Below are 25,063 nucleotides of genomic sequence, written 5' to 3' on the forward strand. Positions count from 1 at the left end.
TCTATGTATTTAAAACTTCGTAGTGATTTTGTATAAAGCCAAATTTCATAGATTTTGAGTTGATTAATTTTAAATCAATATCATTATTTATTTCTCCAAACAAGCGTTTCCCTTTGCCTATTAGTATAGGAATTTGTGTGAGCGTAATTTCTTTTACAAATCCATCATTAATAAATGATTGTACTAACTTACCGCCATCTATATAGGCTTTTTTAAGACCTTTCTCATAAAGAATTTGCATTAGCTCTTTTGGTTTTAGAGCTTTAATAATTACTTGCTTTTGTAATGATTCAGGAACATCATCTTGAGTTAATCTTCTACTTAAAACATATACAGGCATTTTATAAGGCCATTGTTCAAAACCAAGTACCGTTTTATATGTACCACTTCCCATTACTAATACATCTATTTTTTTTGTAAACTCTTCAAAGCTATTATCATCTTCGTCTACACCATACTTCATTAACCAATCTAATGAGTTGTCTTGTCTAGCTACAAAACCATCTAAACTTGAAGCCATAAAGACGTAACCATTTGAATACTTATCCTCCATATCATTTAAATTAAAAATGTAAATATACAGTGTATAATTTTAACATCAAAACGATACTTTCCATTCCACACATATTACACTTCCCTCCTACGTCGTCGTGTAAAAAGTGTTCCATTAACATTGCAGAAGAAACTTTCGATAAAGATTTTTTTTGAGAAAATTTGGTAAGAAACTTTGCTTTACCAAAGCAAAGTTACATAACGGAAAACATTATAGTACAAATGTTGTATATAGTTTATATGAGAGGAATCCATTTGATAGTTATAATTTGTCGTTATGTCAAATTGCCGCATGCCAATGCGCTCGATTGCTTTTTAAAAATTTAAATGCCATATAAGGCATTTATTTTTAAACACAATTTCCAACCGCTTTGCCAGCGCCAAAAAAAAGCTAGCTTTTAGATGTTATCATAATTCTCGTAATTGATTTATAGATAATATTTTTTTCTACGCGATTCTCGTAAGCTTGCCATAAGAGCTTAAATTTTATGAAGGATAAAATTCTAAGCACTTGTTATATTTAGAACTTCAATTTATCCTTTTTTATTTTTTTCATTATTAGGTATTTTAAAAATTGATACTCAATCAATTCTTTAAAATAGTGTCTTGAAACAGAAGAAACAAAAAAATCAAGACTGCATAAAACTTTGGAAACAATTAACGGCTCGCTCCACTATATTTTAGGAAATATCTAAACTTTTAAGATTATTTGATAATATTATGTAAAATAGGAATACTTAATAAACTGTATTACTAAACCTCTAAAATATGGACGCTCTACTCGCCTATTATATTACCCAAAATTCTAAGAGGCCAGATTAATGAATTCAATTGAAGTTTTTTTCGTCCAAAACCCCGTTAAAACAATTTCGAAGTCCCCTAATCTGAATTTATTTGAATATTGTATTAACTGTAGTACCAACTCTACGATTTGGGCCGTATAATATAATCGTTTTTTCTTCTTCAGATCTTCCAAAATAAGAAGGAAATAAATATCCATAATCCAATGTAAGAGTTAACTTTGTTTTTTCATTATTTACAGTTAGGTCATAATTGTTAGAGTTCTCAATAATAAAAGTAGACCCATTTGAAGGAATAGAAATTGTACTGGGTAAATTCTCGCCAGTGATAATTAATATATCATTTCTAACGTATAGTTCTTGATTTAATGAAGTAATAACAGGTACATTTTCTGCTAGAACATCAATATTAAAAGTTGATATCGTTTTTACTTCCCCATCTATCAAATATTTAAGTTTGTAATCTGTAGCTGTGGCTATATTATCTGGAAGACTAAAACTAAAGGCATTAAAAGGCATTCCGTTTGTATAAGTAGAAGTGTTCGTAATATTTGTATCTTGTAGAATATAAGAATTTTGTTCATTCTCTAACACAACAGATGAATTTGGTACAGATAGATCAATACCTGTTCCTGAAGTACTTGCGGTCGCATTGCTATAAAACACCTTATAGTTATTATCAAAAAAATTAAAAGCTTTGACTGTAAGCGTGTATGTGACAGTTGTACCATTTTCAGCAGTTACTATATACTCAACCGGTAAGTAGAAGTTTTGTGAACCTTCTTCAACCGGGGCAATTGACGCCCCCTCAGGTAAAGAAAATACAATATCAGCCATATCTAATGTATTATCCGTTTCGACATATAAAGTTTTAGAATCATTATCTACTGCACCTTCATAACTTTTGGTATCAATTAATAATTGAAAATTGAGAATATCTTTGTTAGAACTTACATTGTTTACAACAACTCGATATATACTTGATTCTCCGTTCTCGGCTATAACTGTATATGCAACCTCATTATTAAAATTTTGCGCCTCGTTTACTGCGGGAGATATGGTTGATTTTTTAGAATACTCTATTTTCGGAACCAGTGAATTTAAATTCGCATCTTCCGTATCTAATGTAATTAGTTTTTCATTCTGATCAATTGTGCCAACAACGGATACTCCTTCAATAGTTAATTCAAAAGATGTAATTTCATGTTTATCGCTTAAAACAGCAGGAGGTGTTTCTACAGCATCGTCTTTTTGACACGAAGTGAGTATCCCAAAAAATAACACCAGAATAAAGATCGTATTTTTCATTTTTATAATTTAATTTTTTAACCCGCTAACGCTTGGGTAAATGATAGCTTTCCCTTCTCCAACAACAATTGTCGGGGATTTAAATATAATTTCTTCAGTTTTTATTTTCCAATCAAGCAGACCTGTTTCAGCATTAACAGCATACATGTTTTTTTTCCAATCTCCTATGTAAACAATATCCTCAAATACTATGGGAGAAGATGTTGTGTTGTTTTCTAAGGCATAACGCCAAATTACCGATCCATTAGTTGCATTTAGGCATAATAATTCGCCACTTCCATTCTTTGATATTCCAATATATACCTTGTCATTATAAATAAACGGAGATGTTTCTAATGAACCACCAGTTAGCCCATATTCCCATATAATGGCACCCGAATTTATATTATAAGAATAGAGCGTACTATATGTACCCGTAATAATTGATTCGTTAAATTGTGTTGGAGAGGAATAGAATGAATTAAATTGACCAGCGTTGACACTCCAGTTTTCAGTTCCCTTATTTTTATCAAAAGAATAAAACCTGCCAATATTATCACCAAAAAAGATATCACTATTAACTATCAACGGATTTGTTTTTATGCTTGGAGCAGCACCTGTACTATTACTCAGTCTATAGCTCCAGTCTGCCAGTCCTGTTTCTTTATTAATGGCATATAAATGATCATTATTCCTACTACTCACAAATATTCTATCTGAATCAATAGACAAGGGTGCGTAATAATTAAGAAAGCTTCGTTCCCATAGTTTTCCTCCTGTAACTTTATCTATACGATACAAGGTAGAATTAGAACCAAAAGCATAGATATGAGTTTCGTCTACAATAATGTTTCTATACTCGTCGTTGTTGTTAGCATTTGGCGTGCTCGTCCATTTAATTTCTCCTGAAAGAATATCTAAACCATTAACACCACCCAAACCCGAATAAATAAGACTCTCGGATATCGTATGGCTTTCGATAAATGAAGTTTTAGCTGCCCACATGGGCGTTGATGTATAAAGATCTAATGCATAAAGAGTTCCTGAACCATCTGAATACAATAGTAGTTTACTATCAGAGCTTGAAAACTCAAAACTGAACTCAGTAATACCACCTTTTCTATCAGTACCAATTATTCTTCCAGTATATCTTTCATTATATGCTAAAGTTGTAGAACTTATCGATTCAGTAGTTTCTGAAATGAGTATTGAATTTATATATAATTTATAAAATATTTGATCCCCGTCTTTATCTATTGCATCACTCCAGTCAATAGTAATTGTTGGACCATCTAAAATAATATCATCAATTTTTATAGATTCTGGTTCAGAGTTTGGTATAACTGTAGAACTTCCATCATCAGACGAACAAGATAAACATACAATAAGTAGTATCATAAAAGTGATGTATTTCATTAAAATTATTTTATTATGAACTAAATTTAAACAATATTATTTACAGGTTTTTATTAAAAATAATAGTGTGCAAATATAGTAAGTTTTACAAAGGTATATTTAATAAAAACTTGTATAAACAGAAACTATATTTAATTTATATCATTTCACACATATTATGCTTCCCCCCTACGTCGTCGTATAAAAAGTGTTCCATTAACATTGTATAAGAAACTTTTTAGAATAATTTTTTTCAAGAAACTGTAGAATAACTTTCGCTTTTAACCAAAGCTCAAGTTACATAACGCGGAACATTATAGTACACTTTATTAAAACAATGTTTAGTTAAAGGTTTGATGTATGTTACTATGTAGCTATAATTCTATATTATATAAAATATCCCACAGTATTTAGTTTTCATAATAAACGTTTGTATTTGGGTCATTAAACTTCATCATTTTTGTTTCTCGCATAATTTTAGAAACTTATCGTTTACACATTTGTAGCTTTAATTTGCGCCAGTATGTTAAAATTGCCGCACGCCAATGAGCTCGATTGCTTTTGGGGTCATAAAACAGTTATCTTTTTTGCTGTTCATATAATTTAAATATTCCGTACTTTCGAGTATGTACAATTTGAAAATTAAAATGTAGAACTAATGATCTTCAATACAATTTGGAACAACCATAAAAGTCATTTACATAATTTCATCAAAACAAAAATTGATAATGATTATATCGTTAATGATATAATGCAAGAAGTGAGCATAAAGTTGCTAGATAACATCAATAGAAAAACAGAAATCAAAAACTATAGAAATTGGCTTTTTCAAGTTGCTAGAAATACGATTGCAGATTATTATAGAAAGTATAAAAAGCATACTAACCTAGTTGCTGAAAATACTGAATTAAACTCAGAGTCAACTACTTGTGTTTGTGATTTGTCAGGTTTTGTTATTCAAAACTACCTTCCAGAAAAATATGGAAAGCCTCTTTATTTAAGCGATATTGAGCAAAAGCCACAACAAGAAATTGCGGATATTCTGCAGTTAAGTTTAACCGCAACAAAATCTAGGATACAAAGAGCTCGGAAACAATTAAAGGAATTGATTTCTGATTGTATTGAGGTAACATATAATACTAAAGGACAGATTTCTGATTTTCAACTAAAAAAATACTGTGAGCTTCCACCGGAATTAAAAAACGAAATGGAACGATTAAATATAAGCCTTTAATCCTGCGTCTTTTTGCCATCTCTTTACGACTACAAGAGAAAGTAAACACATGAAACATAAAATAATAGCAACAGCTGTTGTACCATCCTTATTAATTTTAACAGGAATTATTAGTTATTTAACCATCAGAAATAATTGGAATTTTGAAATAGCCTCCTATATTATATTTCTTTTTACAGGCATCTATATCTTAATTTTAGAACGTATTATTCCTTTGAAGCAACAATGGAAATCCAAGAAATTAGAACTTCTTACAGATTTGAAACACTTTATTTTTTCAGCAGCTATTTTTGATGCTTTAGGTAAAATGATGGCTCTATCATTGGTTCTCTATCTTCAAGAGCATTTTTTTAAGCTATCTTATTTTTGGAACGTTTTCCCTTTTTTTATTACATACATCATCGCAAATTTAATTGGCGAGTTTCTACCTTATTTATACCATAGATTAAGCCATAAAGGAAACCCTAATTCGTACATAAGTCTTTTGTTGTGGAAAATCCATTCTATTCATCATTTGCCAACACGTTTAAATTGGTTTAAAACAAATTGGATACATCCAATAAATATGCTCTTAAACACATTTTTAAAGATGATGCCTTTATTAATTTTAGGTTTTAATAAAGATATTATTTTTTTAGTTGGCGTAACTCATGTTGTTATTGCTCATCTATCTCACGCCAATATTAGAACTACACATAGTTTTTTGGACTATGTAATTGTTACGCCACAAATTCACCATTTTCATCATAGCATTAAAGTGGAAGAAGCCAAAAATTTTAGCAATATTTTGCCGTTTTGGGATTTACTTTTTGGAACATATTACAACCGTAAAGGAACTGTCGACAAAGTTGGAGTTATGAAGTATTTGAAAGCAGATTACCCAAAAAGTATAGCGTATGTTAAACAACTCACCTATCCGTTAACCACATATAAAAAATGCTGTCCTTAAAATATATTTTAAAACCTTAACGTTTTTATAAACAGTTACGTATAATATACCATAGATCAAGTTACAGAACTCAGAACATTCAATTCTTGTCTTAGTATCTTTTCTAAACCTTAAATGACCTTATTCAACATAAGTAACTTCAAAAAAACAAAATAAATTTGTCTCACTCGTGCGACATCTGTATTTTTGTCTCATAATTGAGTCATTATGAATGATACTAAAACTAAAATTATAGCTGCTGCAATTGAAACATTCAGTAAAGACCCTAACGCATCGATGGAAGAAATTGCTAAATCTATCAATTTAAGCAGAAGAACGCTTCATCGATACTTTAGTGGTAAGTCAGAACTTGTTGAAGAAATAATAAATTATGCAAGTAGTCTTTGTTTACAAAAAACAAAAGAATCAATACAATCTTCTACTGATCCAAAGATTCAACTCTATACAATGTTTCTGTGCGATATTAAAAGTGGGCATCAATTTCGTTTTTTATATAGCTACAGAGAAAGCTATAAAGGAATGGAAAATGAGTCTTCAGACTTTAGAGATATGATGCAGGTTTTTAGAGACTTGTTAAAAAAGTTACAAACTAATGGTTTATTTAATTCACAACTTACAATGGATTGGATTGAGAGCCTCTATTTCTCTACAATTGATGCCGCTATAAATCTGATTCTTGAAGATGAATCAAAAGTACAAGAGATTGTTGAAATGGCTTGGATATCTTATTTCAATGCTGTCAGTCATTCAAAAAATAAAAACAAATTAAAAAAATAAAAGATATGAATTATGAAGTCATAATTATTGGTGGTGGTCCTGCAGGAATGAGCGCTGCCTTGGTTTTAGGTAGAAGTAGAATAAAAACATTGATTTTAAATACCGAAAGCCCCAGAAATAATATAACAACACATTCACACGGATTTTTAACCCAAGATGGTAAGCATCCTTCTGAAATATTCAAGGTAGCTAAACAACAGTTAACAAAGTACACATCTGTAGATTATAAAAAGGAAAAAGCGATATCGGTAAAGGGTGAAAACAGTAATTTTTTGGTTGAAACAGAACGCGATATATATTCAGCTAAAAGAGTTATTGTCGCAACAGGACATAAAGATAACATTGCAGAAGTTGGAATTGAAGGTTTAACAGATGTCTATGGAAAATCTGTTTACCCCTGCCCTTTTTGCGATGGTTTTGAAATGGCCGATAAAAAATTGGCGGTATTTGGAGATGCTGTAATGGCTCCAATGTTTTCAAAAACAATATCGCATTGGTCAAAAAATATTATAGTTTTCACAAATGGCGAAAAAGTTGAGGATAAAGAATTACTATCTAACCTTACTAAAAATGGAATACAGATAGTTGAGAAAAAAATTAAAAAGCTGATATCAATTGAAGGTCAACTTACAGGTGTTGAACTTATTGATGATACAGTTATTGAAAGAGAAGGTGGTTTTTTACCAGACACGAAATCTACAGAGAGTACTGACTTCGTTAAAAAAATGAATATTTCAACTGAAATCGGTCATTTTGGAATGGAACTTTATAAAGTTGATGACAATAAAGAAACAGAAATCAAAGGATTTTATATTATTGGAGATGCCAGAACTGGATGGAGCGGTATTGCGTCTTCAATAGCTGAAGGTAGTGAAGTTGCTGCTGCCATTACACATCAAATAATTGAGGAAAATTGGAAATTATGATTAATTTATGAGTATAAAAAGGTCTGTTTATCAGACCTTTTTATAGTATTGAGAATTAGTAAGAGGTTATAGTCTTACTTCTCTTAAAGAAAAAAATGGGTTAAACACTATTCATTTACACAAAAAAACGGACTTTTAATCCGCTTATATTATTTACCTCTGTTAATTATCAGGAGGGCAACCATCTGGTAAATGGCAACACCAATCAGTACTAGGATCTGCACTAAATTCACATTCCTTTATACCACCACCTCCATTAATAGCTTTTTGTGCTGTTTTGTTTAGGGAAGTACCTAAGTTTGTAATCTTTTTTAACATCATATAAAGTTTTAAGTTTCTCAAATTTAAACAACTACAAATAAGAAGAGAGCTTAAAAACCATAATAGAACTACGGTAAAACCGTAAATTTTTAATTGTAAAGATTTTTAACAGATATTTTTATAAATCTTCTACACCTTAATGTTAATTCATTGATTTACAAAACATAAAACAACTGTTAAGTTTTTATTTCCATTGAAAAATTCGTAAATTTATAAGGAACACTCAATTTACTTATCGAATAAGTACAATTAGGATAACAAAAGTAAAAACATTGTGTAAGGGATAGCCTTTTTCTTAAAGTATATAGTAACATACCATAATACTAGGAACCATGAATAGATTTACAATCCTTTTCGTCATTTTAGGCATATTATTACTTGCTGGAATTCGTATAATTTTTGAATATAAAAGAGCACTAAAATTTAGGTTTGGAAAATACATCAAAACTTTAAACCCTGGATTTAGATGGATTATTCCGTTTATTGAAACCATTCAAATTGTTGACATTAGAGTTATTACTTTCAATGTAAATTCTCAGGAAGTGATGACCGAAGATAATGTGCCTTGTAGTATAGATGGAGTTGTTTTCTTTAAGATTAATGACCCTGAACGTGCCGTTTTAGAAGTGGAAGAATACAAGTTTGCTATCACGCAACTAGCACAAGCAGCACTTAGAGATGTATGTGGTAAGGTTGAGTTAGATACCATACTTTCTAAGCGAGAAGAAATGGGAAGGAACATTAAAGAAATTGTAGAATTGGAAACTAAGGAGTGGGGAATTGAAATAAATGATGTTAAAATAAAAGACATTCAATTACCAGAAAACATGCGTCGTATGATGGCAAATCAAGCTGAGGCTGAACGTTCTAGAAGAGCACGTATCATTCTTGCTTTGGCAGAAGAGCAGGCAGCGAGAAAGCTTCTTGAGGCTGGTAAACTTATAGATCAATCACCTTCGGCTATTAAACTACGTTTATACCAAACATTATCTAATATAGCAGCGGAGAAAAACTCAACAATACTATTCCCTTTTCCTGAGGAAGTATTGCCAACCAAAAAAAAGAAGTCTAAATAGGTTGGTTATTATTAGAACTGAGTTACGCTTATCGTTAGCTAACTCATAGAATCATAAATAAAAACGAGAACTTGTATAATTAAGTTCTCGCTTTTTAGAATTTAAATCTAATATAATCAGCCATATACTACTTATTGGTAACAAATATTTCTTTTAATTGCTTAATTACATTTCCGTTTCCAGTGACTGTAATTTCTCCAATTTTATCGGCTATTTTCTCCACATACTCCATTTCTTTTAACTTAAACAACATTTCGTTGTCTTCCATTAATTTAGCAGTATTTAATAAGCTTCTTGTTGAAGCTGTTTCTTCTCTTCTAGTAATAATATTGGCTTGTGCTTTCTTTTGTGCTACCAATACCTGATTCATGATTTCTTTCATTTCTCCTGGTAAAATAACATCTCTAATTCCGCAACCTTGAATTACTACACCTAAATTTTCAGCATTTTCCTTCGTTTCTTCAAAAACTGCTTTTGACACATCTTCTTTATTGGCTAATAATTCATCTAATGTATAGTGTCCTACATATTTTCTCAATGCCAATTGCATGTTTACATACAATTGTTTTTCATAATCTTTATTAGCTAATAATACTTTTTCAATATCAATTACTTTGTATTGCGTATAAAAGTTAACTCTAACATTTGCTTTGTCTTTGGTTAACAATTCCTGACCTGCAACTTCTAATTGCAATTGTCTGGTATCTACTTTCGCTATTTTAATAGTTGTTTCATTTTTCCAAAACCTATACGTCCCTCCTACCAATGTTTTTTGATAGGTATCATTTACTAATAATACAGCTTTTTCATAGGCAGCAACTTCAAAAGTTCTAACATATTTGCTCACTTCATAATTATTGAATAAAGATGTATCTACTTTTTCAGTAATCTCGATCTTGCTTAGATCTATTTTTTGAAAGGTTCTAGTAATAAATCCTTTCCAGAAAACGTGTCTTCCTGCATTTAAAACTCTTTGAAAGTTGTTGTTTTCGTACATAAAAACTAACTCGTTGTCTTGTACTTCTACAACCTCTAACATTGCTGCTAAAGTTGTGTCTTGTAACAACACTTCTAAGGCTATTGATGCATAAAAATCTTTTGTTAAATCGTATTCTACCATTGTTTGATTAAACCCTAACCAATGTGTACCTGCTTTGATTACTTTTATGTAATCTCCTTTTTTAAATACTAATCCTACTTTTCCTTGGTTAATTGTTATTCTTTTCATAATCTTTTTGTTTTTAATTGTTTATACGTTGTTTTCTCACCCTAGAGAAATTTGTTTGTTTTTGTAAAAAGTATTGAATGTTAATGCTTATAAGCCTACGGAAATAATAAGATTGCATAGCTTTTGTATTGTTGTTTACTACATGGGTTATACTAATTAATACTATAACTGATATACTAAAGTTCAATACATTGTTTATGTAATGGTTATTATTTCAAAGTACGTTTATAAGTGTTTATTTAAAAACTCATTAAATATTCAACACTTTTGGTTCATCAGTTTTACAAGGTGATGAGCTTCCTGATGACTTTTACTCAAGTCGTGAGGTCGGACTCGAACCAACATGCCGTTAGGCTTACCATAATTACTAGAACCGAAATCTAGTGCGTTTGACCACTCCGCCATATCCTCTCAGATAGTGGGATTCGAACCCACGAATTTTAAATGTCTATTGTTCTACCTAATTGAACTACATAACCTTTCAATTATGACGGGACTCGAACCCGCAACACATAGAGTGAGATTATTTTTTGGTGAATAATCAAAACCTTCAAGACTAGTTGCATATACAATTCTAATACATATACTGTAAGAATGTATACAATGGTGCTATACAGAAACACGCAACAAGACTTGCTTGATATTTTTATCTATTTATGTAAATGAACTTTTATTATCACCTCATTACACTGCTCGTTATAATGAGGCTTTTCTTAGCAATTTTTCCAGCTCTTCAAATATCTTTTTCATAATTACACTGCAAATATTACGTTGTACTACGCAATGTTTTTGCGTACTAAAAATTATTTTTGTTTTTTCTTACTTTTTTTCTTCTTTTTCTTAGGAAGCTTATCCTTTACTCTTTCTGTATGCTCTCTTAGGGTTCGCATATAGTCTTCGTTATAGGTGTGTGTTTTAGCAACCTTTAAAGTCTGCAATGATTTTTTATACGCTTGTTTTTGTTCATATAGTTGAGCTTTTCCAATGTATAGAATTGCTTTATCGGATCCTTTTACCGTTAATGCGAAATCAATGAATCGCTCAACTTCCTCATAATCTTCATTCCATAATAACACATTGATGTAATGCGGATATACGTTAAAAGCATACATGTTTTCTGCTAAAGCTTCTGTATAATACAGTTTTGCTTTTTCAAAATCACCTAAGTGTTCTGCGTAAATGCGTCCCATTAAGCACAACGCTACTACATTTTTTTCTTCATACGCCAAAGCATACGTTAATGCCTCCATTGTTTCTTCTAATTCATAAGGAAAAGCATCTAATGCTTTAAATATGTAATTGTTTGCTAATGTTTTCATCTTATTCTAATTGTTTACGCAAATCGCTTTTTAATTGATTACGTGTTGTTTTAAATCTTTTTTTGTTGTTTTTAACTTTAAAATCAGTTCCTACAAATACTTTTACTGGATTTCCTCTTTCTAAGTCTAAATGGTTTTCCCATTCTTGTTTTATAGTGTGTTGTAATTGATTTATATTATGATTCGCTATCAAGTTTTTTAAACGTTGTACAGCTATTTTTTTATTCTGATGCTGTGAACGACTTTCCGAGACCAATACTTGAATTCCTGTTGTGTTATGTTTTGCTCGTACAGCAGAACTTACTTTATTTACATGTTGTCCACCAGGGCCAGAACTTCTAATTGCCTGATACTCGATGTCCTTTTCTTTTATGGTTAACTCATTGTTATACTGCAATTCAAAACAACCAATAAACCAGTTTTTACGTTTATGGTATTTTCTAAAAGTGGATGTTCCTATCCATTGAATAGTTCCTGCCCAATCTTTTAAAAATAAAGACAGGTTATTTCCTTTTAGTTGAATACTTACTGATTGTATGGTTCCATTCTCTATTCCATTTTCTTTATGAAGAATGTCATACGTTATATTATGTTCTACTACAGCTTTTATAAATGCTTTGAGCACTTTTGCTACTACCCAGCAGCATTCTGAAGGTCCACGACCCGCTGTAAATTGTATTATTTTTATGTCCATTTTAATTTTCTATTCATATCATTACGAGTATGAAACGAAGCAACCTGTTAATTGATAGACAGATTACTTCATTATCTCATTTTGTTTCCTTCATCGTAAAGACAATTGTTCTTTTACTTATCCATTCGTACAATTTTAGGCGTAAAAGTTCCTAATACTTCAACCAACTCTTGCTGATTAGCCATTACTTTTTTGATATTTTTATACGCCATAGGTGCTTCATCTACTCCACCTCCAATAAGCGTAACTTCATTCATTTTTAACTGATGTTTCATATCACTTTTAGTAAATTTCTCTTTACACGTTCTTCTTGAATGTTTTCTTCCTGCTCCGTGTGATGCCGATTGTAAACTCTCCTGATTTCCTAAACCTCTAACAATGTATCCTGGTGCGGTCATAGACCCCGGAATTATACCCAATGCTCCTTTATTAGCGGGTGTTGCTCCTTTTCTATGTACAATACATTCAACTCCATTTAGCTGTTCTTTCCAAGCAAAATTGTGATGATTCTCAATCATTGCTAAAGATTTTACACCTAGTAATTTCGCTATTCGTTTGTGAATATTATCATGACATGCTTTGGCATAATCACCTGCTAAATTCATTGCTAGCCAATATTCTTGTCCGTCGTGCGTATCTAAATCTAACCATGCTAAATGTTGTACATTTTTAGGTAACGGACATTGTTTACTCGCTAAATAGGTATAGTGTTTTGCTATGTTTGCTCCCAATCCACGTGATCCGCTATGCGTTAACAATCCTACATATTCTCCTACGGGCACATTAAATTCATTGTGTTCATCTGTTATGGTTACCATTCCGAACTCCACAAAGTGATTTCCACCTCCAGAAGTTCCTAATTGATTATATGCTTTTACTTTTAACCGTTTTAGTAAAGGGATGTCTTGGAACTCATTCCGTTCAAAAATTTCATAATCTTGTTTTTTATCATGTGTTTCATACATTCCAAACTTGGTATGTTCCTTCAAGATATTTTCTAATTGATGCTGCTTCCCTTTTAAATAAGAAGCGTTCATCGGAAAAATACTCAATGCCATTCTACAGCCAATATCTACTCCTACCCCATACGGAATTACTGCATTTTCAGTAGCAAGCACGCCACCTATGGGTAATCCGTACCCAGAATGTGCATCAGGCATTAAAGCTCCTTGTACCGCAATTGGTAATTTTAAAGCATCATACAACTGAAACTTAGCTTGCTCATCAATTTCATTTTCTCCATAAATAGAAAACGGAGCTCTTGTATTTCGCAATTCATGCATTTTAATTTCAACAGGCTTGGTTAAGCCTTCAGCAACTTTACCCCAAATAGCATTTCCTTGATATTTTTCTGGATAAAGCAATACATTTTTTGCTTCTTCTAAAATACGTTCTTTCTTTTCTTTTTTTCTATATCGGTTGATTTGCCCTAAGGCAATATTTATACTATTATTTTTTGGAAAGCCTAATTTGATTAGATCTTTTCCTTTTAGTTTATTTCCCATGTTGAGACATTATAAGGTTGGGCACCAATGTTCTAATTAGTGCTTTGTATCAATATTTTTCTCTTTGCTTCGGAAATTGAAAACTATACGGAAATGTGTCGCATAAAAAAATCCGAAACGTTATTGAGGCTTCGGATTTTTCATATATAAGTTGTTGTTATTTCTATGTATGAAGAAAATCGCGAAGCATGTGTACAAAAGAACCTGGTTCTTTTATTGTACTTATGTTTAATTGATATTTGAACATGGTTACTTCGTTTTTAAAAATTATTATTTTGTTATTGAGTATGTTTATACTTGAACTGCGCTCTGTAAAAAAATTACTGGTGCAAAGATGTGAGCCTTTTTTGAATTACACAAGTTTAAATCGATTTTATTTTACTGAAAATCAAACACTTATATTAAATTAGAGATATAAGTGTCCTGTCCGAATTTCTTCAGATTAGTAACCTATTGGTTGTAAGCTATGTAGCATTTTACATATTGATTTCAAAGGCTTGAATTTTTTTATAAAAAAAGCGTCCAAATTTTATAATTTGGACGCTTTTAGTGATTTTATACTACAATAACCTTATTGATAACTCCATAAAAATCGCTTTTGAGCGTCCGATATGTGTATGAATTGCATTAGCATAGGTTAAAATTTCGTTTAATTAATTTATAAAATATGTGAGAATCTTCATTCTCTTTTTTTCTTTCTTAAAATGCCTATGGCATTGGTAATATCTCTACTACTATTCCATATACATTCTTAGTCCATCCGTTTATTCTTCCATGATTATTTCCTATTAGCAAACCTCTTTTGTTATTTTTTCCTTTTACAAGGTGCGTAAAACAGTTTCCACGAACTTTGCAATACACAATATCGCCAACCTTACAATCTTCCCAGTTTATCGGTTTTAGTTTTACAGGTTGTTTAGATTTTAAAATAGGCAACATAGAATTACCTGGCTCTTTTGAAATAATGGTTTCTCCATTATTTAATTTTTGAATTTTCCAATTCATTAGTATTATATTTTATAAATTATGTAAAACACTATTGCCTTACATATCTCATAAAATTTCTAAGCCATTTCAATGAACTGCTGCAAATATGATATTTTTAGTTGATTTTACCTATTAGATTTATTTTAAATTAAGTATTACTAGTTTAACCTACTCCTAAAGCTTGTTTAAATAAATCGATACTCTTTCTTATTCAACTTTTGTTTTCATCTAGTTTTACTTCTTTTATAACATTATTTTGTTTTAAGACCTTATCATCACTTTTTACTTCTATTTCGCAATTTAAAAATCCATACCAATTTTCATTTTCTTTGAATGAATTAAATTTTGAAATGACTTTTTCTGAAAATAATTTTGCTCTATCTACCACCTGCTCATTTGTTAATGAATAATAATAGAAGCCATCCCCTAAAATATTGTCATTTAACATATAAAATTCAAATAATATATCATATTGATATTCAGTTTGTGAATTTAAGCTTGATAATGAATTAATTGCACTTAAAACAACCTCATTTTCATTAGAACTTGATAGTGTCAAACATAAAGAATACACTTCTAAACTTAATAGTTCTTCCTCAGAGCTGTTATCTTTTATAAGGTTTAATAACCTTCTTCTATAATCATTAGATTTATAATTAATATTTATAAAGTCAAATAGTAAACCTTCACTGTTGAATTCGTTATTTTCTACCAGTTTGTATAAAAAGCTTTCAAAAACTTCTATGTCAATTTTATCTGCCAAAAGCCGATATGCCTTTTGTTTTAACTTTTGAGTTATTTTTCTTTCCATTATTTTTTAATTAATTGTTCATGATTTTTTAAAAATCACCATAAAACACTTGTAAACAAGGGAGTTTTAATTCTTTTCTCCATAAATCAACCACCTGATTTCTATCATCTAAAACAAACTCAATAAAGTACTTATGCTCTATTTTCCTTTTAAATAGTTCTTCTTTAATAATAGCATCTTTTCTATTATCTCTTGATTTACGCATCCATAAATTGTCATAAGCTATTTCATGTTTTTTTAACCAAGACTCTGTTTCTGGTTGGTATTTAGCTTCTCTACCTGATAAAAGAAGTATTTTATATCCTAATTGTTGGTAATTCTTTACTAAATTAACAATAGGTACATTAGGTAAATCTTGTTCACACCTACTACCATCAAAAGGACTTCTGTTATTTATCAAAGATAAAGTTCCGTCTAAATCACAAATAATAGCTTTTGGTAAAGCTTCATCTTGATTTCTATATTCATTTTTAAGTTTTTTCATTTTTCTACGTTTTAAATATTTTCATATCCATAACAATTTCCCCACTTAAACGACCTCTTTTTCTTAATCACACTGCAAATATTTCATTTTATTGCGCAATCTTTTTGCGTACTAAAAAAGAATTCATCATTTTTACTAAAAAATTATAAAATGGCTTCTAATAAAAACGCCCTAATTCGATATAAAACAATTGATCAATGCCTCCGAAACACCATGCGTACTTGGACTTTGAATGATTTAATTAATGCTTGTTCTGATGCTTTGTACGAATACGAAGGGAAAGATATTTATGTGAGTAAAAGAACCGTTCAGTTAGATATTCAATTGATGCGTAGTGATAAATTAGGGTATAATGCTCCAATTGAAGTCTATCAACGAAAATATTACCGTTATGCTGAAGAAGGGTATTCTATTATGAATATTCCTGTGACTGAAAACGACGTTAAAGTGATGAATGACGCTATTCAAGTATTACGTCAGTTTAAAGATTTTTCTTTATTCAAAGAAATGGGTGGAGTGCTACAACGTTTAGAAGATTCAGTATACTCTTCTCAAAAAAACAATAGGGCTATTATTCATTTAGATAAAAACGAACAGCTAAAAGGTTTAGAATTTATTGATCCTTTATATAATGCAATACAACAACAAAAAGTTTTAGAAATAACCTACCAATCCTTTAAAGCTAGAGAAGCTAGGAATCTAACAATTCATCCACAGTTGTTAAAAGAGTTTAATAATAGATGGTTTTTACTTACTTATCATAAAAAAGGTTTTATGAATTTGGCGCTAGATAGAATTATAAGTGTAACTGAAGCTAGCAATTCAACCTACATTGATAAACACATAAATGGTGATGAGTATTTTAAAAATATAATTGGGGTAACCGTATCCAACTCAAAAGTTAGAAGAGTAGAATTCTGGATTGAAAGAAGATTAGCTCCTTATGTTATTACTAAACCATTTCATCATACGCAACGAGTTATTAAAGAAACAGATGATTGGGTAGTTTTTAATATTTTAGTCCAAATTAATTTTGAATTAGAACGCCTATTACTTAGTTATGGAAGCTCTATAAAAGTGACGAAACCTATAAACTTGAAAAATAGAATTATGAATCAACTAAAAGAAGCTCACAGTTCTTATAACGTAAAAAATGAACAGTAATCAAAGAAGTGAAAATTAAAATATGCTTTAGTTCTCACTTCTTTTAAACTATAAAACCATATAAATACTGATTATTTATCAACTTTTTCTAGTACAACAATTTCTTTGCTATCTACGGTTTCAAATAAATCATGAATAACGTACTGTAACGAACTAGGAGTTACTTCTTTTAAGTAGTACAATAAATCCTTCGTGGTAGCATATCTGTTCGTGGTTACTTTTATTTTTCCGTTGTAGGTATTCCAATCATCAATAAATCGTTGTAACGCCAAATTCACCTTATCCTCTCCAATCTTATCCTGTAGTATGTACATTGCTAAAGCACCCTTATTATAGTACACATAGTCCTGATTTCCTACCAATGCTAAAGAAGGTTCTGACATTTTAGGTTTCTTTCGCTCTCTTTTATAGGTTTCTTCTTGATATGCTAAAAACTGTGTTACTTTTTCCTTCGGATAATTGTTTTTTAACACCATTAAGGCTCCGTATTGTGCTAGTGTTTCTAAAATCATGTGTTTTCCTTGCACATTAGCAGCTTCTACTTGCATTCCCCACCATTGATGTGCTACTTCATGCGCTGTTACATAAAAAGCCATGTCTACATCTTTTTTATCATCAATATCTAACACAAAACCTATCGCTTCCGAAAACGGAATTGTACCCGGAAAAGATTGTGCAAATTCTGCATACCTAGGAAACTCCATTATACGTAGTTGCTTGTACTGGTACGGACTGAAATGAGTACTAAAATAATCGAGTGACTTTTTCATAGAATGCATCATTCTATCCAGATTATAATCGTGTTTTTTATGATAATAAATCTCTAAATCGACCGTGTTGTCTTTATACAGCCATTTATCTTTTAAAGTAGCATATCTCGCAGAAACAACGCTATAAAAATTAATCATTGGCTGGTTCATTTTATAATGAAAATAGTTGCGTTTTCCTTTTCTCCATTGCTTGATTAAATTTCCAGGAACCACCGCAGTTTGATCTGAAGCTGTACCAATAATCATTTCAAAGTGTATTCCGTCAGAATCACTTCCTGAGCGTGCATTTACAAGTTCATGAGTGTCTTCTCTCCTAACCTTATTTAATCTTGGTTCTAGTTTAAATTTTGCTCGTTCGTCGGTATCTCGAAGCTCATACTTTCTATTGTAACCTATTGTGGGGAATTCCTCATTGTTAAAAAACGTTCCGTTCTGTACAATATGAGTTTTTATGTTTTCATCGGTAAACCCTATTGGACTAAAGGTTTGTTTGAAACTCATCTTTATAGAGTCGTTAGGTTGTAACTCTTTAGATAAGGTGTAAACAGTATATTCAAATGGATTGTACTCTGTTTTTTCTGTCGTAACCCCTTCAAAACTTAGAGAGTCTAGCTGTACATGAGATGCGATTAGTTTTTGAATATGAATTTCATTGATAGGTTTATCAAACGTATTTTTCAGCATATAATAACCTTCAACTTCATAAGCTCTCCTATTAGGATACAGTTCTACTTTTAAGTTTACTGATGTAATCTTTGGTAGCGAAAGGTATTCAAAAGGTTTCAATGTCTTTTCATACTGAACTCTAAACGCTATTTCTTCAGCATTTGTCCAATATTCATTAAGAATGTTTGTGTTATAAAATATATAACTTCCTATACCTATAAAAAACATACTTACAATCATTATGTATCGTATCAATGGCTTGGTTATACGGCTTTTTAAGGCTTTTACACGTTTTATAAGGGTCGTTTCCGAACCTCTTGTTATTAATAGTGAACTTATGAGTAATAGTAGGCTACCAAACAGAAACCAATAGGCTTTAATCCATAAATAAGGTTGTAAAAAGTGTCCATAACCATTCATTTCAGAATACGTTCCTAGAGTTTTTCCTCCAAACTTGTATAAGCTATGCTGAAACCCTAAATATTCTGAAGCAATATTTGTAATGAAAAAAAGAAGTACTAAAAAAATACCAACAAATTTGTTATTACTAATTGCTTGGAAGAAAAAGGCTACAAAAGTGTACAGTATCAAGAAAGGTAATATTTCTACAAAGAACCCGAAAAAATATACATCAAGCTCAAGTTGATAGTATCCATTAGCTACCTGAAACAGGATTCCTGTAGCAATCAAACTCAACATCAATACTATATAAATAACAATAAGAGCAATAAACTTACTTGTTAAAGCAATTGCATCAGAAATAGAAGTAGCATCGTATATCAAATTCAGCTTCACAGTGCGTTCTTTCCAAATAAGTTCCCCTGAATAAAATATAAGAATGATGATGAAAAAATACATCGACATTTCTTGTAACTCTTCTACTATAAAGTAAGTTGCAGGGTAACTATCTACATCGTAAACTGTTCCTAAATTCACAGAATTAATTAAAATGATGATAATTCCACAAATAGCAATCGCCCAAAACGATGTTTCCTTCAGTAAGGATTTGACATAAAACTGAGAAAGTTTTAGTAATTGTATGCGCTGTGTTTTAAAATTATAATTGATGTTTATCTTAGGAATTGGATAATTTGTTTTTGTAGAGTTCTTTGACTGTTTCTCTAACTCTACTCTTTTTCGTTTTGGTACTTTTGTTACTAAGCTAAATGAAAATTTACGGGAACCAATTAGTAAGATAACTACCCCTAAACCACTCCAAAGCAACTTATTGTAAAGCAGCACCCCACTAAACGGTATACTAAACACACTACTTTCTACAGCTGATAAATCCTTAGCTACCTGTGTTAATGTTGTTAATGAAAAAGGGTCTAAAATTGCTTGTAAAAACTCGTTTGTTACCGCTTTGGTTAGTAAAAAGACCACAAACAAAATAATACCTTGTGTGTAAACAACTAACAATTTTCTACTCAACATTCCTGACACAAAAAATAGGCAAGCCCCAAAGAACAGTATGGGTAAAACAATAATTGTAAACAATTGTATATAAGTAGCAGCGTTAAACGGTAGCATATCTTTATGCCAAGGTAGATACTCGCCCACCATCATACCAAATAGTATTCCGCTAAAGATGATTAGCAACACCGTAAAAGAACCTACAAATCGTCCTAATAAATAATCTCGCTTTTTAATAGGATTTGTAAACAGTAAAGCTTCTATATTATACTGATAATCTCGAAGTATGGGAACTCCCATAATCATAGATGCCATAATCATAAAAATTCCCGTAATGGCTCCCATGGTTTTAGCAATTATTAATGGACTGTTTTTTTTCATCAACCCTATTTCTACTCCTTGAAAAATAAAATCGACACCTACGATTGAAAACAAAAAAAGAAATACAAAAAACACATACGTTTCCGGACGTTTAGCTCTATATTTTAGTTCAAATTTGAATATTTCGTACCACATAATTTTAGCTGTATTAATAGTTATTAATTTGTGAGAAATACACATCTTCTAATCCAGCTGGTACAGAGGTAAACCCATTTTTAGGGTCAGATTCGTTCAAAATATTTATGATTGGTTTTCCTAGGAATAGCTTTTCATTAATAACCCTATACTCTTGCTTATAGTGATCTAATTCTTGTTTTTGTATTGTTTTTTGGTATACTTTTCCTTCTAAGTTTTCTATTAGTTTTAAAGGACTCCCTTTTAATGCTACTTGCCCTTGATTAATGATGGCCATGTTGGTACACAATTCTTTAACATCCTCTACAATATGTGTAGATAAAATAACAATCGTGTTTTCACCAACTTCACTTAATAAGTTGTAAAATCTATTACGTTCAGTAGGGTCTAATCCTGCAGTAGGTTCATCAACTATAAGTAATTTAGGGTTGTTCAATAATGCCTGAGCAATACCAAAGCGTTGCTTCATTCCTCCTGAATACCCTCCAAGATTTCGCTTTCTTGCTTCATAAAGGTTTGTTTTATGTAAAAGAGCATCTACTAGTTCTTTACGCTCACTTTTATTAACTATACCTTTTAAAACAGCAAAATGATTGAGTAGTACTTCCGCAGTTATTTTTGGATATACACCAAATTGTTGTGGTAAATAACCAAGTACTTTTCTCACGGCATTCTTGTCGTTCGCTACATTTAGATTGTCAAGCATTACAGAACCTTCATCAGCATCTTGTAAAGTAGCAATGGTTCTCATTAAAGTTGATTTTCCTGCTCCATTAGGTCCTAATAACCCAAACATTCCTTTAGGAATATCTAACGATACATTTTGTAGTGCTTTGACACCATTTGCATATGTTTTACTTAAATTTTTAATAGTTAAACTGTTCATTTTTTTGAGTGTTTAATTGATATTGAACAAACCTAACATTACAGCTTGCACTATTAAAAATTATGTGATGAACCTATACTGTAATGTGATACAAGTAGTACTCTGAGTCTATAAAAGTATTTTGTCACAGTTAGTCACATTCTCATCCCTATTAAAGATACGTTTATCAACTAATTTGTGAGGCATCTTTTATTTAACTAATATTGACTTATGAATTTTAAAATTACGGATAGAAAGAAGGCTGTTATAAAACGAATTTATAGAGTAACACTTGTTTTAACAGGTATAATCATTGTGCTTTTTAATGACACTTTTGGTAAGCTAGAAGGCTTTCCAGAATTCATTACATTATACTTTCTAGCCATACTTGTAACTATTTTTTATTGGTTGTTTAAACAAATAAAATCGATTATTCGATTGAAAAATGAAAAAACGAAAACAGAACTGATGCATTTAAAGAGTCAGGTTAATCCCCATTTCTTTTTTAATATGCTTAATAACCTTTATGGTTTAGTAGATAAAGATGCTAAAAAAGCGCAAGAGCTTATCTTAAAACTTTCTGACATGATGCGTTATAGTGTGTATGATGGCGAAAAAGACACGGTTTTACTTTCTGAAGAAATAATATACTTACAAAATTATATAGAGCTTCATAAAATGCGCTATCATAAAGCTATTGACATTCAATTCAATATTGATGTTGCAGATAACGATTATAAAGTGATGCCTTTGCTTTTTATTATTCTTTTAGAGAATGCTTTTAAGCATGGTGTAGAAAATTTAAGAAACAATGCGTATGTCTACTTAAATTTAACAGCTCACAATAATGCTATACATTTTGAAATTGAGAATAATTTTGATACTTCAGAAGAAAATCAAGATAAAGGTATTGGTTTACAAAACTTAAAAAGAAGATTAGAATTGGTGTATCCTAAAAACCATACACTTACTACTTCTATAACTGACGATATTTATTACGCTAAATTGAATATTAAAAACGTATGATTAAATACATAATTGTAGATGATGAGCATATTGCTCACGATATTATTAAGGGCTATTGCGATTTATTACCAACTATGGAACTTCAAAAGCATTGTTATGATGCAATTGAAGCTTTAGAATATTTAAATAAACACCAAGTAGATTTAATTTTCCTTGATTTAAACATGCCAAAACTAAAAGGATTTGAATTTTTAAAAACATTGGCTTCTCCTCCTAAAGTAATTGTTACTACAGCTTACAAAGAGTTTGCGCTTGAAGGTTATGAACTTAATATTGTTGATTATTTACTTAAACCTTTTGGTTTTGAACGCTTTTTAAAAGCTGTAAACAAAGTTATTGGTACCCCACAAAAAACTCAAATACAAAATATTCCAAAAAATAATACTGAAAACACCAACAGTATTTTTCTTCGTAGCTATAAAAAATATATTCAGGTTACTATTGATACTATTCAATATATTGAAGCTGCTGGAAACTATACCAAAGTAGTTACCACTGATGATACCATTACTATAAGAGAAAAAATATCCAATGTGTTACTATTGTTATCTGAGAATGATTTTTTACAAGTGCATAAATCGTTTGCTGTAACAAAAAAACATATTAGTAGTATAGAAGGTAATAGAATTTTTATAGGAAATCATATAATTCCAATTGGAAAAATGTACAAAATGAATGTCGATAAATTATTGATTTAAAACTCAAAGGAAGTTTTATTTCGTTTTATCTTATTATGATAGGTCATTTTGGAAATGTTCTCAGAAGTATGGGATAGAAACATCTTTAAGCTTAACTAACATGCGTACTTTATGTATAAACAACTTTTTTCTAATACTAAATCAATAAGAGATTTAAAGATTGAATACCTACCTATTAATAAGGCTATAGATGGTGCTATTATCTATTTTTCTAAAGTAATTAACAAAAAAGACTTTAGTTAATACACCAAAGTCTTTTTCTTATATTCTTATTAAACAGTTTTTAACAAATATAGTCCATAGTGGTAGGTCTGTAACAACATACCTTTACACCATCTTGATAAATGAAAGAACCATCTCCTCCACATTCTTTAGGAAAAGGAAAAGGTACTGCATTTCCTCCTTTAATGTTTTTTAACGTTGTTTTTGTTAACTCTTGTGATCCTTCTACGTTTAAAATTACTTTTTTCATTATAAAGTTTTTTTGGGGTTATAAATATTATTTTGCCCTCCGAAAATAATCTTAAAAAAATAGTTTACCCTAAAAAAAACCATACTTTTAGTACGGAAAAACCATACTTTTATTTTTATTCCCCTTAACCTTTTTTCTCTCTAGAGTTTACTTAATAAAGTAATCCTTTTATCCACCAAAACGTCTTTGTTTTAGTAATGGAATTCGCTCAGTTTCATTTGGTACAGGAGGAAATTTATCATTTTTCCAATCTTCTTTTGCTTTTACTATCAATTTTTTATCAGAGGCCACAAAATTCCACTCAATAAAACGCTCTTCTTTAAAAGGTTCTCCTCCAAAAATATATACAGTAGAGTTAGCAGAAATTTCAAAACTACATAAGGTAGTATCTTTTGCTACCAATAATTGTTTGGCTTCATAAGTATGTCCATCACTAGTAATACTTCCTTCTAAAATATATAAAGCGCTTTCACCAAACAGATGTTCTCCTATAGTAACTACTTTCTTTTCATTTGATTTAATTTCAATAAAAAATAACGGGCTATACACTGGAACTGGTGATTGTTTTCCAAACGCTTTTCCTGCAATAAGTTTAAATTGTACTCCATCAACTTCCTCCCAACTAGGAATTTCATCCACAGAAATATGTGCAAAAGAAGGTTCACATTGTTCTTTTTCTATAGGTAAAGCTACCCATATTTGCAATCCGTGAAGTTCTTTGGAAGTATTTCTTAGATGTTCAGGAGTTCTTTCTGTATGTACTATTCCTTTTCCTGCTGTCATCCAATTTACAGCTCCTGGTGTAATTTCTATTTCAGTTCCTATACTATCTCGATGCACAATAGCTCCCTCAAACAAAAAAGTAAGTGTTGATATACCTATATGAGGGTGCATAGCTATATCTAAATTATCTTTTTCGCTAAGTTTTACGGGGCCCATATGATCAATAAAAATAAAAGGACCTACCATTCGTTTTTGTCTAAAAGGTAACAAACGCCCTACTAGAAAATTACCAATACTCGCTGCTCGTTCTTCTATAATCAATTGTGTATTTGACATGTTATATACTTATTGAGGATTTTATCAAAAAAAGCAACTCAAAATAAGAAAGTTGCTTTTTAAATTTAT

24 protein-coding genes and 2 tRNA genes are annotated in these 25,063 nt (G+C 30.6%); 9 read left to right on the top strand and 17 right to left on the bottom strand.

Features of this window, described 5'->3' with window-relative positions:
* Position 1: 1 nt before the first annotated feature.
* From C7448_RS10320 to C7448_RS10330, 3 genes are all read right to left on the bottom strand, one after another.
* Positions 2-553 carry a dihydrofolate reductase family protein gene (locus tag C7448_RS10320; RefSeq protein ID WP_115901304.1) on the bottom strand — a complete coding sequence of 184 codons (552 nt, stop codon included), beginning with the start codon at positions 551-553 and terminating at the stop codon, positions 2-4.
* Between the two features lie 889 nt (positions 554-1,442).
* A complete protein-coding gene (locus C7448_RS10325) occupies positions 1,443-2,660 on the bottom strand; it encodes a DUF5018 domain-containing protein (RefSeq protein WP_115901305.1) in 1,218 nt (405 codons plus the stop codon).
* A 9-nt stretch (positions 2,661-2,669) separates the two neighbouring features.
* Positions 2,670-4,055, bottom strand: coding sequence for an outer membrane protein assembly factor BamB family protein (locus tag C7448_RS10330; protein ID WP_115901306.1), 1,386 nt, complete (start codon positions 4,053-4,055; stop codon positions 2,670-2,672).
* Positions 4,056-4,692: 637 nt separating this feature from the next.
* Between C7448_RS10330 and C7448_RS10335 the strand changes: the two genes are divergently transcribed.
* The 4 genes from C7448_RS10335 to C7448_RS10350 all read left to right on the top strand — a co-directional run bounded on the left by C7448_RS10335 (position 4,693) and on the right by C7448_RS10350 (position 7,920).
* Complete coding sequence (locus C7448_RS10335) at positions 4,693-5,268, top strand: sigma factor-like helix-turn-helix DNA-binding protein (RefSeq protein WP_115901307.1); 576 nt, start codon at positions 4,693-4,695, stop codon at positions 5,266-5,268.
* A 49-nt stretch (positions 5,269-5,317) separates the two neighbouring features.
* The gene (locus C7448_RS10340) at positions 5,318-6,217 is read left to right on the top strand and encodes a sterol desaturase family protein (RefSeq protein WP_115901308.1); all 900 of its coding nucleotides are present in this window, start codon (positions 5,318-5,320) and stop codon (positions 6,215-6,217) included.
* 207 nt (positions 6,218-6,424) lie between these two features.
* The gene (locus C7448_RS10345; RefSeq protein ID WP_115901309.1) at positions 6,425-6,994 is read left to right on the top strand and encodes a TetR/AcrR family transcriptional regulator; all 570 of its coding nucleotides are present in this window, start codon (positions 6,425-6,427) and stop codon (positions 6,992-6,994) included.
* Positions 6,995-6,999: 5 nt separating this feature from the next.
* The gene (locus C7448_RS10350) at positions 7,000-7,920 is read left to right on the top strand and encodes an NAD(P)/FAD-dependent oxidoreductase (protein WP_115901310.1); all 921 of its coding nucleotides are present in this window, start codon (positions 7,000-7,002) and stop codon (positions 7,918-7,920) included.
* Between the two features lie 162 nt (positions 7,921-8,082).
* Here C7448_RS10350 and C7448_RS15840 read toward each other — a convergent pair whose 3' ends face one another.
* Positions 8,083-8,238 (bottom strand): hypothetical protein, encoded by a 156-nt coding sequence (locus C7448_RS15840; RefSeq protein WP_170137034.1) that lies wholly within the window; start codon positions 8,236-8,238, stop codon positions 8,083-8,085.
* A gap of 335 nt (positions 8,239-8,573) precedes the next feature.
* On the opposite strand from C7448_RS15840, the gene C7448_RS10355 reads away from it, so the two are divergent.
* Positions 8,574-9,317, top strand: a complete 744-nt coding sequence (locus C7448_RS10355; RefSeq protein ID WP_115901311.1) for a slipin family protein — start codon at positions 8,574-8,576, stop codon at positions 9,315-9,317.
* Positions 9,318-9,444: 127 nt separating this feature from the next.
* On the opposite strand, the gene C7448_RS10360 is transcribed toward C7448_RS10355, so the two are convergent.
* The 9 genes from C7448_RS10360 to C7448_RS10395 all read right to left on the bottom strand — a co-directional run bounded on the left by C7448_RS10360 (position 9,445) and on the right by C7448_RS10395 (position 16,345).
* Positions 9,445-10,545 (bottom strand): slipin family protein, encoded by a 1,101-nt coding sequence (locus tag C7448_RS10360; protein ID WP_115901312.1) that lies wholly within the window; start codon positions 10,543-10,545, stop codon positions 9,445-9,447.
* A 322-nt stretch (positions 10,546-10,867) separates the two neighbouring features.
* Positions 10,868-10,956, bottom strand: a tRNA-Arg gene (locus C7448_RS15845).
* Positions 10,957-10,958: 2 nt separating this feature from the next.
* Positions 10,959-11,027: transfer RNA gene (locus tag C7448_RS10365), tRNA-OTHER, on the bottom strand.
* A gap of 321 nt (positions 11,028-11,348) precedes the next feature.
* Entirely contained in the window at positions 11,349-11,864 is a 516-nt protein-coding gene (locus tag C7448_RS10370) for a tetratricopeptide repeat protein (RefSeq protein WP_115901313.1), read from the bottom strand.
* A gap of 1 nt (position 11,865) precedes the next feature.
* A complete protein-coding gene (prfH, locus tag C7448_RS10375; RefSeq protein ID WP_115901314.1) occupies positions 11,866-12,558 on the bottom strand; it encodes a peptide chain release factor H in 693 nt (230 codons plus the stop codon).
* Between the two features lie 113 nt (positions 12,559-12,671).
* Positions 12,672-14,063: an RtcB family protein gene (locus C7448_RS10380; protein ID WP_115901315.1), complete on the bottom strand. Its 1,392-nt coding sequence runs from the start codon at positions 14,061-14,063 to the stop codon at positions 12,672-12,674.
* 708 nt (positions 14,064-14,771) lie between these two features.
* A complete protein-coding gene (locus tag C7448_RS10385; protein ID WP_099214383.1) occupies positions 14,772-15,068 on the bottom strand; it encodes a phage repressor protein in 297 nt (98 codons plus the stop codon).
* Between the two features lie 193 nt (positions 15,069-15,261).
* Entirely contained in the window at positions 15,262-15,861 is a 600-nt protein-coding gene (locus tag C7448_RS10390; RefSeq protein ID WP_115901316.1) for a hypothetical protein, read from the bottom strand.
* Between the two features lie 28 nt (positions 15,862-15,889).
* Complete coding sequence (locus tag C7448_RS10395) at positions 15,890-16,345, bottom strand: phosphatase domain-containing protein (protein WP_115901317.1); 456 nt, start codon at positions 16,343-16,345, stop codon at positions 15,890-15,892.
* A gap of 150 nt (positions 16,346-16,495) precedes the next feature.
* Here C7448_RS10395 and C7448_RS10400 point away from each other — a divergent pair, with 150 nt between their 5' ends.
* On the top strand, positions 16,496-17,509 hold the full coding sequence (locus tag C7448_RS10400) for a helix-turn-helix transcriptional regulator (RefSeq protein ID WP_115901318.1): 1,014 nt from the start codon (positions 16,496-16,498) through the stop codon (positions 17,507-17,509).
* Positions 17,510-17,580: 71 nt separating this feature from the next.
* Here C7448_RS10400 and C7448_RS10405 read toward each other — a convergent pair whose 3' ends face one another.
* Together C7448_RS10405 and C7448_RS10410 are read right to left on the bottom strand one after the other, a co-directional pair.
* Positions 17,581-20,874: a M1 family aminopeptidase gene (locus C7448_RS10405; RefSeq protein ID WP_115901493.1), complete on the bottom strand. Its 3,294-nt coding sequence runs from the start codon at positions 20,872-20,874 to the stop codon at positions 17,581-17,583.
* Between the two features lie 13 nt (positions 20,875-20,887).
* Positions 20,888-21,760, bottom strand: a complete 873-nt coding sequence (locus C7448_RS10410) for an ABC transporter ATP-binding protein (RefSeq protein ID WP_115901319.1) — start codon at positions 21,758-21,760, stop codon at positions 20,888-20,890.
* A 210-nt stretch (positions 21,761-21,970) separates the two neighbouring features.
* Between C7448_RS10410 and C7448_RS10415 the strand changes: the two genes are divergently transcribed.
* From C7448_RS10415 to C7448_RS16100, 3 genes are all read left to right on the top strand, one after another.
* Positions 21,971-22,765 (top strand): sensor histidine kinase, encoded by a 795-nt coding sequence (locus C7448_RS10415; RefSeq protein WP_115901320.1) that lies wholly within the window; start codon positions 21,971-21,973, stop codon positions 22,763-22,765.
* Positions 22,762-23,463: a LytR/AlgR family response regulator transcription factor gene (locus C7448_RS10420; protein WP_115901321.1), complete on the top strand. Its 702-nt coding sequence runs from the start codon at positions 22,762-22,764 to the stop codon at positions 23,461-23,463. Before C7448_RS10415 ends, C7448_RS10420 begins: the two co-directional genes overlap by 4 nt.
* Before the next feature lie 111 nt (positions 23,464-23,574).
* Positions 23,575-23,706, top strand: coding sequence for a hypothetical protein (locus C7448_RS16100; protein ID WP_262510986.1), 132 nt, complete (start codon positions 23,575-23,577; stop codon positions 23,704-23,706).
* Positions 23,707-23,746: 40 nt separating this feature from the next.
* Here the strand turns inward: C7448_RS16100 and C7448_RS10425 are convergent, their stop codons facing one another.
* Both C7448_RS10425 and C7448_RS10430 read right to left on the bottom strand, forming a co-directional pair.
* A complete protein-coding gene (locus C7448_RS10425) occupies positions 23,747-23,935 on the bottom strand; it encodes a hypothetical protein (protein ID WP_115901322.1) in 189 nt (62 codons plus the stop codon).
* 168 nt (positions 23,936-24,103) lie between these two features.
* The gene (locus C7448_RS10430; RefSeq protein WP_115901323.1) at positions 24,104-24,994 is read right to left on the bottom strand and encodes a pirin family protein; all 891 of its coding nucleotides are present in this window, start codon (positions 24,992-24,994) and stop codon (positions 24,104-24,106) included.
* Positions 24,995-25,063 lie beyond the last annotated feature (69 nt).

This window comes from Tenacibaculum gallaicum, assembly GCF_003387615.1.
Classification (GTDB): domain Bacteria; phylum Bacteroidota; class Bacteroidia; order Flavobacteriales; family Flavobacteriaceae; genus Polaribacter; species Polaribacter gallaicus.